At 39.2% G+C, this 14,534-nt stretch carries 12 protein-coding genes and 1 tRNA gene; 10 read left to right on the forward strand and 3 right to left on the reverse strand.

Going from position 1 to position 14,534, the window contains the following annotated elements; all coding sequences use genetic code 11:
* The 3 genes from I6F66_RS12335 (at position 1) to I6F66_RS12345 (ending at position 2,979) form a co-directional block, all read left to right on the forward strand.
* Positions 1 to 77, forward strand: a tRNA-Met gene (locus tag I6F66_RS12335).
* 741 nt (positions 78 to 818) lie between these two features.
* Positions 819 to 1,433: a trimeric intracellular cation channel family protein gene (locus tag I6F66_RS12340; protein WP_007587018.1), complete on the forward strand. Its 615-nt coding sequence runs from the start codon at positions 819 to 821 to the stop codon at positions 1,431 to 1,433.
* A 34-nt stretch (positions 1,434 to 1,467) separates the two neighbouring features.
* Positions 1,468 to 2,979, forward strand: coding sequence for a YifB family Mg chelatase-like AAA ATPase (locus I6F66_RS12345; protein WP_165727089.1), 1,512 nt, complete (start codon positions 1,468 to 1,470; stop codon positions 2,977 to 2,979).
* On the opposite strand, the gene I6F66_RS12350 is transcribed toward I6F66_RS12345, so the two are convergent.
* Together I6F66_RS12350 and I6F66_RS12355 are read right to left on the reverse strand one after the other, a co-directional pair.
* On the reverse strand, positions 2,976 to 3,680 hold the full coding sequence (locus tag I6F66_RS12350) for a response regulator transcription factor (RefSeq protein ID WP_002957913.1): 705 nt from the start codon (positions 3,678 to 3,680) through the stop codon (positions 2,976 to 2,978). The genes I6F66_RS12345 and I6F66_RS12350 overlap by 4 nt on opposite strands.
* A 216-nt stretch (positions 3,681 to 3,896) precedes the next feature.
* Entirely contained in the window at positions 3,897 to 6,392 is a 2,496-nt protein-coding gene (locus I6F66_RS12355) for a S9 family peptidase (RefSeq protein ID WP_197209329.1), read from the reverse strand.
* 84 nt (positions 6,393 to 6,476) lie between these two features.
* On the opposite strand from I6F66_RS12355, the gene I6F66_RS12360 reads away from it, so the two are divergent.
* On the forward strand, positions 6,477 to 7,553 hold the full coding sequence (locus I6F66_RS12360) for a hemolysin family protein (RefSeq protein ID WP_024590554.1): 1,077 nt from the start codon (positions 6,477 to 6,479) through the stop codon (positions 7,551 to 7,553).
* Between the two features lie 32 nt (positions 7,554 to 7,585).
* Here I6F66_RS12360 and I6F66_RS12365 read toward each other — a convergent pair whose 3' ends face one another.
* On the reverse strand, positions 7,586 to 8,797 hold the full coding sequence (locus tag I6F66_RS12365; RefSeq protein WP_165727091.1) for an EAL domain-containing protein: 1,212 nt from the start codon (positions 8,795 to 8,797) through the stop codon (positions 7,586 to 7,588).
* Positions 8,798 to 8,963: 166 nt separating this feature from the next.
* On the opposite strand from I6F66_RS12365, the gene I6F66_RS12370 reads away from it, so the two are divergent.
* The 6 genes from I6F66_RS12370 (at position 8,964) to I6F66_RS12395 (ending at position 14,511) form a co-directional block, all read left to right on the forward strand.
* Positions 8,964 to 9,980 (forward strand): metalloprotease, encoded by a 1,017-nt coding sequence (locus I6F66_RS12370; protein ID WP_165727092.1) that lies wholly within the window; start codon positions 8,964 to 8,966, stop codon positions 9,978 to 9,980.
* Positions 9,981 to 10,111: 131 nt separating this feature from the next.
* Complete coding sequence (locus I6F66_RS12375) at positions 10,112 to 11,353, forward strand: HlyD family efflux transporter periplasmic adaptor subunit (protein ID WP_165722370.1); 1,242 nt, start codon at positions 10,112 to 10,114, stop codon at positions 11,351 to 11,353.
* A 202-nt stretch (positions 11,354 to 11,555) separates the two neighbouring features.
* Positions 11,556 to 11,699 (forward strand): class IIb bacteriocin, lactobin A/cerein 7B family, encoded by a 144-nt coding sequence (locus I6F66_RS12380; protein WP_007587027.1) that lies wholly within the window; start codon positions 11,556 to 11,558, stop codon positions 11,697 to 11,699.
* 12 nt (positions 11,700 to 11,711) lie between these two features.
* A complete protein-coding gene (locus tag I6F66_RS12385; protein ID WP_007587028.1) occupies positions 11,712 to 11,897 on the forward strand; it encodes a hypothetical protein in 186 nt (61 codons plus the stop codon).
* A gap of 134 nt (positions 11,898 to 12,031) precedes the next feature.
* The gene (locus I6F66_RS12390) at positions 12,032 to 12,334 is read left to right on the forward strand and encodes a hypothetical protein (protein WP_139047204.1); all 303 of its coding nucleotides are present in this window, start codon (positions 12,032 to 12,034) and stop codon (positions 12,332 to 12,334) included.
* 26 nt (positions 12,335 to 12,360) lie between these two features.
* Complete coding sequence (locus I6F66_RS12395) at positions 12,361 to 14,511, forward strand: peptidase domain-containing ABC transporter (protein WP_197176631.1); 2,151 nt, start codon at positions 12,361 to 12,363, stop codon at positions 14,509 to 14,511.
* Positions 14,512 to 14,534 lie beyond the last annotated feature (23 nt).

Below are 14,534 nucleotides of genomic sequence, written 5' to 3' on the forward strand. Positions count from 1 at the left end.
CGCGGGATGGAGCAGTCTGGTAGCTCGTCGGGCTCATAACCCGAAGGTCGTCGGTTCAAATCCGGCTCCCGCAACCACTGAAATTAAATACATAAAAAGCTAAAACAAAATCGCACTCTTTATCGAGTGATTTTTTGCGTCTGCAGTTTAATTAATTCCTATAATTATAAAACTCACCGTTACTACGCAAAATACTCTGCATAAGTAAGCGAAGGTCGTCGGTTCGCTTTTTACAAACTCAAGCTCCCGCAACCACTGAAATTAAATACCTAAAAAGCTAAAACAAAATCGCACTCTTTATCGAGTGATTTTTTGCGTCTGCAGTTTAATTAATTCCTATAATTATAAAACTCACCGTTACTACGCAAAATACTCTGCATAAGTAAGCGAAGGTCGTCGGTTCGCTTTTTACAAACTCAAGCTCCCGCAACTACTGAAATTAAATACCTAAAAAGTTAAAATAAAATAGCACTCTTTATCGAGTGATTTTTTACGTCTGCAGTTTAATAAATTCTTATAAATTTAAACCCACTGTTACTGCGCAAAATACTCTGCATAAGTAAGCGAAGGTCGTCGGTTCGCTTTTTATAAACTCAAGCTCCCGCAACCACTGAAATTAAATATCTAAAAATTTAAAACAAAATCGCACTCTTTATCGAGTGATTTTTTGTGTCAGCAGTTTGATAAAATACCTTATATTCTGCTTTATTTAATGACTTTACTCTAATATCTGTGACGTTTAACAAATAACTTATTTTTTAAAAAAGAGTATTTTATGTTAAAACGGTTAAAAGATTTTAAGTAACAATACACATCACATGACAGAACTTTATCACTGGTTTGATTTAATAGGCATTGCGGTGTTTGCTGTGTCGGGCACTTTGCTAGCGTACGAAAAAAAAATGGATGGCTTTGGAGTCGTAGTTTTAGCGACGGTAACTGCTATTGGTGGTGGTACAGTGCGAGATCTAATTTTAGATGTTCCTGTGTTTTGGTTACACGATCAAAGTTACTTTTTTGCCATACTAGCTTCAGTATTTGTTACAACACGCCTTATAAATAAACAAAAGCCGATACCTCATTATATTTTACAAACAGCGGATGCGTTTGGTTTAGCTTTTTTTGCAGTAATGGGGGCGCAAAAAGCGCAGCTTGTTGGTATGCCCGATATGACAGCGGTAATTATGGCTGTAATTACAGGCTGCTTTGGTGGATTAATTCGAGATGTGCTTGCACGCGAGATCCCTATGCTATTAAAAGGTGAGCTTTACGCTATTACCTGTATAGCGGGTGGCACTGTTTATACGCTTGGCATTAGTTTTTCGTTAGTAACCGAAATGGCGATGGTATTAGGTATGTTAATGACCTTATTACTTCGTTTAGCTGCTATAAAATGGCAAATCACATTACACGTTTTTAAATATCCTGACTAAACTGGTGTAATCACACCATTTACTAGGATAAGGAATGTCGTTAGCTCGTATATTTTCTCGTGCTCAAGTGGGTATAAATGCCCCTGAAGTTATTGTAGAAGTTCACCTAGGAAATGGTTTACCCGCTTTTCATATAGTAGGCCTGCCCGAAGCGTCCGTTAAAGAATCAAAAGATAGAGTACGTAGCGCACTCGAAAACTCACAATTTGGTTTTCCCGATCAACGAATAACTGTAAATTTAGCCCCTGCCGATTTGCCAAAAGATGGCGGACGGTTTGATCTTGCTATTGCGGTGGGTATTTTAGTCGCCTCTGGGCAAATAGTGTGTCCTGATATTCACAAGTACGAGTTTTATGGTGAGCTTGCTCTTAATGGTGAGGTGCGTGGTGTAAACGCTATTTTACCTTCGGTACTTGCTGCAAAAGAGCAAGATCGTTGCTGCTTTTTACCTATTGCAAACGACAGCCTAGCAAGCCTAGTTAATGGCGTTAAACGCAAAGCCGTAAGCTCTATTCAAGAAGTGTGGGGGGATTTACTTAATCAACAACCCTTACCATTAAATATAGAGTATCCCGACTGCACACAAGCCCCTGACTTTTTACTTGATTTAAGCGATGTGAAAGGTCAGCCCGGTGCAAAGCGAGTACTCGAAATTGCTGCAGCTGGCGGGCATAATTTATTATTTTTAGGTCCACCAGGCACTGGTAAATCAATGCTTGCTCAGCGAATGGCAACTATAATGCCTACTATGTCGGACGATGAAGCTATTTCGACTGCCGCGCTTTACTCCATTATTGGGCAATCCATAGATTTAACTAATTGGCGACAGCGGCCATTTCGTAATCCGCATCATACATGCTCAGCTGTTGCTTTAGTGGGTGGCTCTTCAAACCCGAAGCCCGGTGAAATTTCATTGGCGCATAATGGCGTACTTTTTTTGGACGAATTACCGGAGTTCGAGCGTAAGGTGCTTGATTCACTGCGTGAGCCAATGGAGACCGGCACGGTTACTATTTCACGTGCAGCAAGGCAAATGGAGTTTCCGGCGCAGTTTCAGCTTATTACAGCATTAAATCCAAGCCCAACAGGGAGCCATACTGATAAGCGGGCAACTCCCGATCAAGTTATGCGTTATTTATCGCGAGTATCAGGACCTTTTATTGACCGTATTGATTTGCAAATAGAACTGCCTCGTCTAACGAGCGTTGAACTACAAAGTACTCAGCCAGAGGAAAGTAGTGCTGAGGTTAGAGCAAGAGTTGAAGCGGCTTATTACCTACAGCTAAAACGCCAAGGTAAGGTTAATGCGAGGCTTAATAATAAAGAAATGAGTGTGCACTGTGTACTGGCGCCAGCAGAGTTGCAGTTTTTAGCTAGAGCAAGCGAGAAGTTATCTTTATCGCCACGCTCTTACCATAGAGTAATTAAGGTGGCGCGTACAATTAGTGATTTAAAAGGCGCTGAAAACATTAGTTTAAATGAGCTTAAAGAAGCACTTAATTACCGCGCATTTGAGCGCCTTATTGCGCAATTAACTAAGTATTAAATAGAAAGCATATAGCCTTTACCGCGAACGGTAACAATACGTTTTTGATCTTTTTCGTCATTTAATTTTTTACGTAAACGACCAATAAGCACATCAACAGTACGATCGTTTGGGCTCCAATCGGGCTGGCCTATTTCTTCTGATATTTTTTCACGGGATGTGGCTTTACCTGCATTACTAATTAAGCAAATAAGCACTTTATGTTCGGCTTCAGTTAAGCGTGACTCAACGCCCGCAGCAGTAATTAGTGTGCGGTTATCGGGGTGAAGCTTAAAGTCAGCATATTCTATAAATTCTTCGCTTTCGTCGTCTTCTAGGTTAACGGCAACACGCTTATAGAGCGCGCGCATGCGAAGTTCTAACTCAAGTAAATCGACAGGCTTACAAATATAGTCATCAGCACCTTGTGCAAGGCCTGCAATACGATCGGCTTGGGAGTCACGACTCGATAATACAATAACGCCAATATCGGTAAGTGTGTTTAATTCTTTTGCCAGCTGAAGCCCATCACGCTTTGGCAAAACAATGTCAATTATGGCTAATGATATAGCACCGCGCAGGTTTACCCGCTGCCTTACAATGTTAAGTGCATCAGCGCCAGTTGGGTCTACCTCTATTGTAAATTCGGTATCTGCAAAGTGATTTTGGATGCGTTTAACGAGTAGTTCATCGTCTTCAACCAATAAAACATTAATAGCCATAGTACTTTATTTTGAATGCTTATAGCTCTGTATGGTAGCACCATTAGGTAAATGCTGAGAAGGGGGTTTATTAGTTTTAAGTAACTTAATATTTCAAAGGTGTATAAGACGTTATTAGAGGATGAGGTTAGCACCTTTAAACTAATTAAAAGGTGCTAAATAATTAATACTACTATTAATAAATCTGTATTAAGTCGTTATTTTAAAGGTTCAGGCTCAGTCATTTTTATACATTGAGTCCCACCATTGAGGTTCATCTTTTAGCTTTTTATCAAAGTATGCGAGCATGGTGTTCCACCAATCAAATCGTTTATCGCGTGCAAAAATTTGGTGGTCGGCGCCTTTGTATTCGATTAACTCTACGTCCTTATTAAGCAGTTTAAGCGCAGTGTACATTGTTAAGCTTTCGCCAACAGGTACATTGGTATCACTATCACCATGAAGAAGTAGCATAGGTGTTGTTACTTTGTCGGCATGAAACACAGGGCTGTGCTTGCTGTAAAGCTCAGGGTTATTCCACGGAAAGCTATTTTTTGATGCTTCGCCAGAATATAAGTAGCCCCACCAACCTTCACCCCAATACGAGGTAATATTAGAAATACCCGCATGAGCTATTGAAGCACTAAATATATCGGTTTTAGTTGCCAATAACATGGTCATGAAGCCACCGTATGATGCCCCTAAATTTCCTACCTTTTCACTATCAACATAGTTGTATTTCTTTAAAAAGGCTTGCGTGCCTTCGATAATATCGTCTGCAGTGTAGTCGCCCCAGGCATTAACATGCTGCGCTGAAAACTTTTGTCCAAACCCTGTTGCGCCAGTAGGCTGTACTACATAAACAACGTAGCCATTTTCTGCCCATAAGTTAAACGGATAACGACCTGTAAAACCACGCGTAACTGGTGAAGTGCCGCCGTAGTAATACACGAGCGCCGGGTGCTTTTTAGTTTTATCTAAGTTGCTAGGAATATAAACGCGGCCAGTGATTTCGACACCATGTTTATTTTTAAAATTAAACTCTTCTAATGTAGGGAGTCGTGTATTTGCATAGCTACTTGGTTTTGAATCCCATATTAAATCTGTTTTATTTTTACTTACGTTAAGGCGCTTTAGCTGTTGTGGCGCTAAAGCGTTAGTGCCACTTAATAAAATTTCGGTATTACGGTCGTGTGAGTAACTAAATTGTTCAACAATATCCAATCCTGTATTTAACTTTTTAAAGCGCTGTTTACTTAAATCAAATAGGTAAAGCGGTTGAGTGTCTTGCTCTGTTACTTTAATGAGCGCATCGCCGTTTTCTAAAACTTGCAGTTGGCCAATAGCAGAATCGAACTGCTTACTGAAAGCTTTTACATTTTTACCGTTTTCGGTAAGTAAATACAGTTGCCCGTCGTAGTTATTGGCAAGCATTGCTTTTGGCAATGCTCTGCCTGCGCCATTTTTAAAATCGGGGCCTGCAATTACATAAATATCTTTATTTGCGTATTTGGCTAAATTAAATGTTTTGAATTTACCAAGCGATGAAAGCTTGTTTGATTTTAAATCGAGTTCGGCTAACTCTGTTTCAGGGTGGGTTGATGCTTGCATTGCCATTACTGGGCGGCTCATTAATATTTTGCCACGGTTACTATTTGAATCTTCAAGGCTGTAAGAAAGAGGACCTTGGCTAAGTGCTTTTGTTAAACCACTTTTAGTATCAAGCATGTAAATTTGGCTGGTGGTACGTGCATACGACCAACGATCTTGTAGACCTTTATAGTGCTTGGTTAAGCTGTTAGTGCTCTCAGGTGATTTAGACCAGCTAAACAAAAGACTGGTGTCGTTATAAAAGGTAAAGCCATTGGCTCCTTCTAAATCGTTTGCTAATGTTTTTATTGAGAAGTTTTTACGGCTAAGTTGTTTAAGTTCACCATTTAACAAATACACTAAATATTGGTTATCTGGACTCCAAATAATGTTACTTGGTTGGCCTGCTTCGAAGCGATAAAGCGTTTGATTATCTGAATCTTTAAGTACAGTAATTGTATTTGCTTGGTTTTGTGTTTTATCGCTATAAGTGCGAGTAGTAGTAACGTACTGCTTAGCATTAGGTGCGAGTGATAATTGGCTAATTGTAGGGGCATCAAACAATTGTTTTGCAGATAAGCGTTTTGTTTGTGAGGCGCTAAGCGTAATTTTATCAACGTCATTTTTAGGTGCAAAATCAAGTGTTACGTCATGCCAATTAGCTACTTGCTGAGTTACTATTAAAACTGAGTGAGTGCTGTTACTTAAAGCTAACTTATAGCTATTTTTATCGCCTGTTTGTAGTTCGCCATTAATAAATAACTGACCTTGCTCAATCCCTTTTAAGGTAAGCGTACCTTGAGTGAAGCGGGTTGTTTCGATATTAAATTTTAGTGCCTGTAACCCACCTAAAGTGAGCGCATTGATTTTATTAAACGGCTGCCAGTTTTGTTTTTTCCCAAATACAGAAAAACTATCTGAGTCTGCTTGTAGCTGCGGCAATAGGTTATTAATAATGGCATTGCCATGAGGTGTTTGAAAAGGCTTTAACTGCATATCTTCGGCAAGTGGGCCGATAAACTGAATTTTTGATTTATCCAATGGTGCAGCTATTGCAGCAAAGCTCAAGCTGCTAAGCGTCAAAAGAGTCGCTGCATGCTTAAATAGCTTATTTTGATGACACCATGGTGCGCTAAATTTCATTATTATGCCTATTATTATTGGAAGTTTGGCCAAATATAGCATGTATTGATACCATGCTCACATATCCAATATAGAGGAGAGAAAGTGACTTTACTGATAGTTTATATGGTAGTGGCGATTGTTATTTCGTTTTTATGTTCTGTGATGGAGGCTGTGTTATTAAGTATTTCGCCCAGCTATGTTGCATCACTTAGGAAAGATCATCCTGAGCTTGCTAAACAGCTCGAAAAACTTAAAAACAATATAGATCAGCCCTTAGCTGCTATTTTAACTTTAAATACGGTTGCCCATACTGCGGGTGCTGCTGGGGTAGGCGCACAGGCAGCTGTCGTGTTTTCCGATGCGGCTGTAGGTATTGCATCAGCCATTATGACATTCCTCGTATTAATTCTTTCTGAAATTATTCCTAAAACCTTGGGGGCTAATTACTGGCGAGCTCTAACGCCAAGTGTTACTTACGCTTTGAGGTTTTTAGTTATATCGCTAAAGCCTTTTGTATGGTTTGCACAAAAGCTAACAAATTTAATGGGTCCAAAGCACGATGAGGCTTACTATATTCGTCAAGAGATAGAGGCAATGGCTGATATAGGTACGGAGTCGGGTGCATTACATCAGGATGAGTCCGAAATAATTCGTAATTTATTGCATTTTAGACATGCAAAATTATGCGACTTAATGACGCCTCGAACTGTAATTTTTAAAATCCACAAAGACTTAACAGTGAATCAGTATTTAAACGATCACGGCTCGTCGTCATTTTCTCGTATATTGGTATTTGATAAAGACAGCGACGATATTGTTGGGTTTGTGCATAAAAACGATATTATGCTGGCATTTCACCGTTTAGGTACCGATTACAAAATTAGCAAATTGATTAAGCCTATTTATACGGTGCCGAGTTCTCAAAATGTATCGTCGTTACTGCAAACTCTTTTAACAAAGCGCACGCATATATGCCTAGTTGTAGATGAGTACGGTGACGTGCAAGGTATTGTAACGCTAGAGGATATGATTGAAGCTTTAATGGGGCTAGAGATTGTAGATGAGCGTGACCAATCTACTAATATGCGCGCAGTAGCAAGGCAGCGTTGGCACAAACGTTTAGCAAGCAGTGCGCATATAGTCAGTGAAGAAGATAAACACACTCGGGGTGATAATTAGTTAACCAGCCCCGATTAAATATTAATACCGCTTTAAGCGGGGCTGCCATCAGTTTTCAGCCAATCTTTAGCCCAAGATATAAATTCGTTTTGTGGTTTAGGGCGGCTAAATAAAAAACCTTGTATGGCTAGTTTTCTTCTATAATGCCTTAAATAAACGAGCTCTTCTGGTCGTTCAACACCTTCTGCTACTAAGTCTAAATTATCTTTACTCGTAATATTAAATAACGAACTTACGACCACTTGAGAAAATAAATCTGTTTCTATATGGCTAATAAGTGAACGGTCTATTTTAATTTCAGTAAAAGGAAGATTTCGAAGCTGATTCATATTAGTAAAACCAACACCAAAGTCGTCTAGCGATATACCAAAGCCATGCATTCTTAATCTGTTTAGTGTTTCTAATTGCATGAGGCTTGAGAGTGCATGTTGTTCTGTTATTTCTATAATTATATTACTAGGCGTGAGTTGGTTTAATTCTAAAATGAGCAGTAATTTATTAGGGCAGTTTAAGTCGTCGAGCTGAGTTGGCGATAAATTAAATGCCATTTTAAAATCATGACCTAGTTGCGCTTTCATATTTTTGAATTCGCTGGTGGCCTTTTCAAAAAGAGAAAATGTAATTTGATTAATTAAGTTGTGTTGTTCGGCAGTGTTTATAAAACGGTTAGGTAAAATAATATTGCCGTCTTTACTTGATAAAATACGTGCTAAGACTTCAACGCTTTCAATTTTATTGTTATCAGCGTTTATTTTTGGTTGGTAAAAAGGCGTTATTTCATCGTTTTTTAATGCATCAATAAGCTCATCTTTTGAAATGGCCGACTCTTTTAATAAAGTGTGGCTGTTTAATTGCGCCACTTTAATAAGTAACCTACTAACCTGAGACAGTTGCACTGGCTTTGAAATATTACCAATGAGGTGAGCGTTATGTTGTTTCGCGAGATTGGCAGCTAAGCTAATAACTTTATGGTCCATTTCAGAAACAATTATAATACCGCCTTGATAATGTAACTCTCCTAAGTGGCGGATTAGTTCCATGCCGTCCATTTCGGGCATATTGAGATCAGTAAAAATAGCATCAAAGTAGTTAACATCTTCTTTTACTTTTTCAAGAGCTTCTTTTGCATTCAGGCACGTAGTTATAGTGTTAGACATACCCAATTCGTTAAGTATAGCTTCCATAACGATCAAAATTGCTTTTGAATCGTCAACAACTAAAATATTAGGCACTATTTTGTCCACTGTTATCCCTTTCAATGTATCGCTTGGAGTTACTATAAAAGTAGTAGTGTTTTTTTATTTTGTCAGTATCAAATACTTTTATTTTGAAAATAGTTACCTAGCACCTTCACTCGTGTTTTTAAGCTGATTAGGTATACTAGCGCCATTATTTTAAACGGTCTTAATTATGATAAGAATAGATCTTACCTTAGCCGAGCAACCATTTTCGCTTATGGTGTCTGGGCAAAAAATTGTGCAAGTGTTTCATGGACAACAAGCCATTACCTTTGATAACCCTCGTGAAAACTATTATCAGTTTACTTACGACAACAAAGTAATTGGTATTGATACTGGAGCGGCGGAAGAGCAAAGTATTTCGCTTTTTGTGGATGAGCAATTTGCAACACAGCTTGCGCTACCAGCACCTACAAATGGCTCACCTAAAAAAGGCTTTTTAGGCCTGGCTGCATTAGGCTTTAAGCTTTTTAAAAGTGCTAAGGTCATTAAAGTAGTGCTTGCGGGGGCTTCTGTTGCAGGCTATGCGTGGTTATTTAGTATTGAATTTGCACTGATGCTAATTGGTTGCTTAGTCGTACACGAGTACGGCCATGTGCGAGCAATGAAATACTTTGGCATAAAAACCAAAGGTATTTACTTAATCCCATTTGTAGGTGGGCTCGCTGTAAGTGACGACAAAATAACAACTCGTTGGCAAGATGTCGTTATATCATTAATGGGACCCGCGTTTGGTTTAATTACCTCAGTACTGGGTGTCGTTTTATATTACGCCACTGAGATGGAAATATTTGCAGGTGTGGCGGTGCTTAGTGCGTTACTAAATTTATTTAACTTGTTACCTATTTTACCGCTTGATGGCGGACATGTATTAAAAAGTATTAGCTTTTCAATGCGTTCATGGATTGGCCTAAGTGTATGTTTACTCGGTGTACTGTTTGGCTTATGGCTGAGCTACACATTTGGCTTAATGTTACTGGTATTCTTTTTGTTTGTAGGTGCGCTGGAAATTGTATTTGAATGGCGAGGCCGTCACTATTCACATTTAATGCCACTAGATAAATATGGCCAAGGTTTTTCAGCGGTTATGTATGCAATTGTAGTAGCTGGGCATGTAGCTGTAATGATGCACTTTGCCGATTCGGAAAATCCAATATTGAGCCTGCCGATGACTATTTTATCGAGCTAGTATTTTTATTTTTTCTAACTAAATAAGTTAGTTTTTTGCATTAATATTTTATTTTTCGACTTTTATGTTGATTTATTGTTAATTGAATTCTAGTGTAATATAAATTAGAACAATCTTAGCGGATCAACTGGATGTTATTTAGAAAGGAAGCTGTCGCTCAGCAAAGTGAGCGTTTAACTGGTGTGATTACGCTAGCACAACCACTATCAATAAAACTTATCGTATTTGTTTTGGTATGTATTGCGATTGTAGTGATAAGCTTTTTATTTACAGCAGAGTATTCCCGCAAGGAAACAGTACGGGGGTTTTTAATACCCAATAAAGGGATAATCCAAACCTTTGCTAGTCAAGGTGGTATGATTGAGCTGCTATTTGTACAAGAGGGTGATGCCGTTACTAAAGGTCAGCCGTTGGCGACCATTATTGTGCAGCAAAATAACAGCCAAGGCATAGCCTTGAGTACCCAGCTTGTTGAGCAGCTAAGTATGCAAATACAGTTGCTCAATGATGAGATAACACAAAACCTTACCCTACAAAAGCAAGAGTCACTTAACTTGCACGCGCAAAAACGTGCACTTACTAATGAGCAAGCTGCATTACAAAGTCAACTTGCTCTAGCTGATGAAAAATTAGGGCTACTTAACCGCCAACAAAGCAACCTTAATCAACTTAATAAAAATGGCTTTTTATCAAACATCGAGCGAGAGCAACAGCAGCAAGCCCTCTTAGATGCTAAGCAAGAAAAACAAAACCTAGCGCGCTTGCTTATGCAGCAAGAAAATCAATTAAGTCAACTTAGTTTTAATATTGCTAACGTGCCCCAGCAGTATACTTTGCGTATAAATAGTCTTAAGCGCCAACAAGCGGATATTCAAAACCAGCTCACACAAATTAAAAGTAACTATCAATATACCATAACAGCCAGTAACAGCGGTGTTGTTACTGGCATTCAAGTGGTTGAAGGCGAAACACTTACCCAAGCCAAACCACTGTTGCATATTATTCCCGAAGGCTCAGAGCTAGTAGCAGAGTTGCTGCTACCAACACGTTCAGCAGGCTTTATACAACTAGGTAACGATACGCGCCTGCGTTTTGATGCTTTCCCTTACCAACGCTTTGGTTTTATTAACAGCAAAATTATCCGCATCGACAAGGCGCTCATTACTCCAAATGAAATACGCCTGCCTATTACCCTGCAAGAGCCAGTGTACCGTTTGCGAGCGACACTCAGCCAACAACAAATGCAGGCCTATGGTAAGGCGTTTGAGTTGAAAAGTGGCATGTTGTTTGAGGCAGATATTATGTTGGAGCAGCGCACATTAATCGAGTGGTTACTAGAGCCACTGTACAGCCTAAAAGGGCGCGTAAGTTAAGTGTAGAGTTTTATAAAATAAAGAAAAATTTGAAAGTTTTGGTGGTTTGCTAAATGCAAACAACCGAAAAAGACGGCCAGCTTTAGTTAACTTTAGCGAGCAGCTAAAGCTAGCCTATTAATCGCTCACCTTTATTGAAGGGGAGCATATTAACAACCCGATGACTTAACTAAAAAGCATCGGATTTATGGAGTATAACATTATGCGTGAATTAAATGTAAATGAACTTAAAGAAGTAAGTGGTGGTCCATTCCCCCTGTTTGTAGCAATAGCAGTCTATGGAGAAGTTGCAAGCTTTGCTGCAATCATTAGTGGTATAGCAACTTATAATGCAATTAGAAAATAGGAGGGTCTTGCAATGAGAGAATTAACAAGTAATGAAATACAAGAAATAAATGGTGGCCCACTACCTTTTATTATTGCTGGTCTATATGCTAGCTCGTCGATTACTGCAGGCGGTTTGGCTACTGCAATTGGGATTGGAGCTGGTTTTGGTGCAATTGTAGGTGGTATAGCTGCAGTATATCATAACGCCGCTGAGTAATTATAATAGAGGAGATAGAAGGGGATTTATTCCCTTCTTTATTTAAAATGAAGCTATCCGCGATCGTATCAATTTTTGCAATGTGTTCTTTGATAGTCCTAGGGTCTGTATATGTAATTATAAAAGACGTAAATTTGCTGCTTAGTGATAATGTAATTTCATACGGTGAGCTAGCTTTCTTTACTGTAACTCTTGGGTTTTCTTTAGCTATTCTAACGGGTATATATAAAAATAAAAAATGGGCGTTATATATTTTTATCTCTATGGTTTTCTTTATGGGAGGTAATTTTATTATTTTAAGATTAAGCCTCAATGGTGCCTTAGAGCTAGTTGATTTTTGGATTATTACTTGTACTTTAGGTGTCTCCGCGATAGTAATACGAGTTATGCTGAAGTTAGATTCAATGGCTATTTTCTCAAAAAATGAGCTTGATTAATAGAATGTTGTTTGACTAAGGTAATTATGAACTCTGCAAATGGACTTATAACTTTTTCATTCTCAAAACCAGTCCCAGTGATTCTCCAATCCGAAATAGCCGAATGCGGCCTTGCCTCAATGGCTATGGTGGCATGTTATCGCGGTCATAAGCTGGATATGCCTGCCATGCGAAAACGCTTTTCGGCTAATCTAAAGGGTATGAACTTACAGCAGTTGATTGAGCTAGGTGATAATTTAGGGCTAGCTAGCCGTGCGCTACAATGCCCGCTTGATGAAGTTCATAAACTGCAAACGCCGTGTATATTGCACTGGGATATGAATCACTTTGTGGTATTGACCAAAGTCTCTGGTAAAGGATCTTCAACTAAGTTTGCTATAAACGACCCAGCTGTTGGTAAACGCAGTTTAAATAGTAATGAGTTTAGTAAACACTTTACCGGTATTTGTTTAGAGCTGACTCCAACCAGTCAGTTTGAAGCCAAACAAGAACAAGCACAGATGAAGTTTACCCAACTTTGGAGCTCAATGAAGGGCTTAAAAGCAGGGCTAATAAAACTGATTGCGTTGTCACTGGTATTGCAATTATTTGCTTTGATGACCCCTTATTATATGCAGTGGGTGGTGGATGAAGTACTCATTAGTTTTGATGAATCGTTATTAACGGTACTTGCCATGGGTTTTGCTCTGATTGCGATAATTTCAGTGGTGACTAATGCGGTACGAAGTTGGCTAATTTTACGGCTTTCGAGTTTGCTCAATATGCAAATGGGCGTGAATTTGCTCAGGCACTTATTGCGCTTGCCAATGAACTATTTTGAGTCCCGCCATATTGGCGATATTGTCTCGCGCTTTGGCTCATTAGCGCAAATACGGGAGCGCATAACTACAGGGTTTGTAGAAACACTGGTCGATGGAGTAATGGGCATTACCGTATTGATTATGATGCTAATTTATTCGCTAAAACTCACTGCGGTAGTTGTTGGTGCAATTGTACTGTATACCTTGGTACGTTTAGCGCTGTATCGTCCACTACATCAAGCCACCGAAGAAATGATTCAATCATCTGCCAAAGAGCAATCGAACTTTTTAGAAAATATTCGGGGTATGCAAACTATAAAATTGTTTGGTAATGAATCGCAGCGCCAAGGAATTTGGCAAAACCGTTATGCAGAGGTAATAAACAGTGAAATTCGTTTAGGGCGTTTAAACATTAGCTTTGATTCATTTAACAAGCTGTTATTTGGCCTTGAAAATGTATTAGTGATTTACTTTGCTGCATTACTAGTTATGAGCAATAGCTTGTCTGTTGGTATGGTACTGGCGTTTATTGCTTATAAAAACCAGTTAACCAGCCGCTTTGCCAACTTAATTGAACAAATCATTCAATTCAAAATGATGCGCTTACACTTAGACCGTATTGCAGATATAGCACTCACGAAACAAGAAGCTAATCGTGACGGTGAAATGGCCTATACAGGTGATGACGAAGGTAAAGTGAGAGGTCAGCTTACGCTCGAAAATATTTGCTTTAGTTACAGTGAAGAGCAAGTGCCGATTTTAAACAATGTTAATTTAACGCTGAATTCCGGTGACTCGATTGCGATTACGGGTCCGTCAGGTGCGGGTAAAACTACGTTGATGAAAATAATGCTAGGGTTATTACAGCCAACCTCAGGGACTGTGTTGCTTGATGGCAAAGATATTACTCAGCTTGGCCTTAAAAACTACCGCAAACAAATAGCTGCAGTAATGCAGGATGACACACTGTTAGCTGGCTCAATCGCTGATAACATCAGTTTTTTTGACCCACAGCCGAATTATTTAAAAATAGAGACGTGTGCTCGTCATGCGGCTATTCATGATGATATTACCAAAATGACTATGGGCTATAACTCATTAGTTGGGGACATGGGATCAAACTTATCGGGCGGGCAGGTACAGCGTTTACTTCTTGCTCGCGCATTGTATCAATCACCCTGCGTGTTGTTTATGGATGAAGCAACTAGTCATTTAGATAAAGACAACGAAGCGAAAATAAGTGAACAAATTCAGCACTTACCCATCACGCGGATTATGATTGCTCATCGCCAAGAAACCATTAACATGGCCAGCAAAGTCTATCAACTGAAAGAGGGTAGGTTGGTGGAGCTACAACAGCAGAACGAGAGTGCATAAAATGACCAGTGCTTGTGTTTTAC

Origin of the sequence: Pseudoalteromonas sp. NZS100_1 (genome assembly GCF_015864285.1) — a bacterium.
In the GTDB taxonomy this organism is placed as follows: domain Bacteria; phylum Pseudomonadota; class Gammaproteobacteria; order Enterobacterales; family Alteromonadaceae; genus Pseudoalteromonas; species Pseudoalteromonas arctica.

Bases quoted from the DNA above. Each gene is read 5' to 3' on its own strand.
- I6F66_RS12340 (WP_007587018.1), top strand. From the start codon at position 819: ATGACAGAACTTTATCACTGGTTTGATTTAATAGGCATTGCGGTGTTT.
- I6F66_RS12345 (WP_165727089.1), top strand. From the start codon at position 1,468: ATGTCGTTAGCTCGTATATTTTCTCGTGCTCAAGTGGGTATAAATGCC.
- I6F66_RS12350 (WP_002957913.1), bottom strand. From the start codon at position 3,680: ATGGCTATTAATGTTTTATTGGTTGAAGACGATGAACTACTCGTTAAA.
- I6F66_RS12355 (WP_197209329.1), bottom strand. From the start codon at position 6,392: ATGAAATTTAGCGCACCATGGTGTCATCAAAATAAGCTATTTAAGCAT.
- I6F66_RS12370 (WP_165727092.1), top strand. From the start codon at position 8,964: ATGATAAGAATAGATCTTACCTTAGCCGAGCAACCATTTTCGCTTATG.
- I6F66_RS12375 (WP_165722370.1), top strand. From the start codon at position 10,112: ATGTTATTTAGAAAGGAAGCTGTCGCTCAGCAAAGTGAGCGTTTAACT.
- I6F66_RS12380 (WP_007587027.1), top strand. From the start codon at position 11,556: ATGCGTGAATTAAATGTAAATGAACTTAAAGAAGTAAGTGGTGGTCCA.
- I6F66_RS12385 (WP_007587028.1), top strand. From the start codon at position 11,712: ATGAGAGAATTAACAAGTAATGAAATACAAGAAATAAATGGTGGCCCA.
- I6F66_RS12395 (WP_197176631.1), top strand. From the start codon at position 12,361: ATGAACTCTGCAAATGGACTTATAACTTTTTCATTCTCAAAACCAGTC.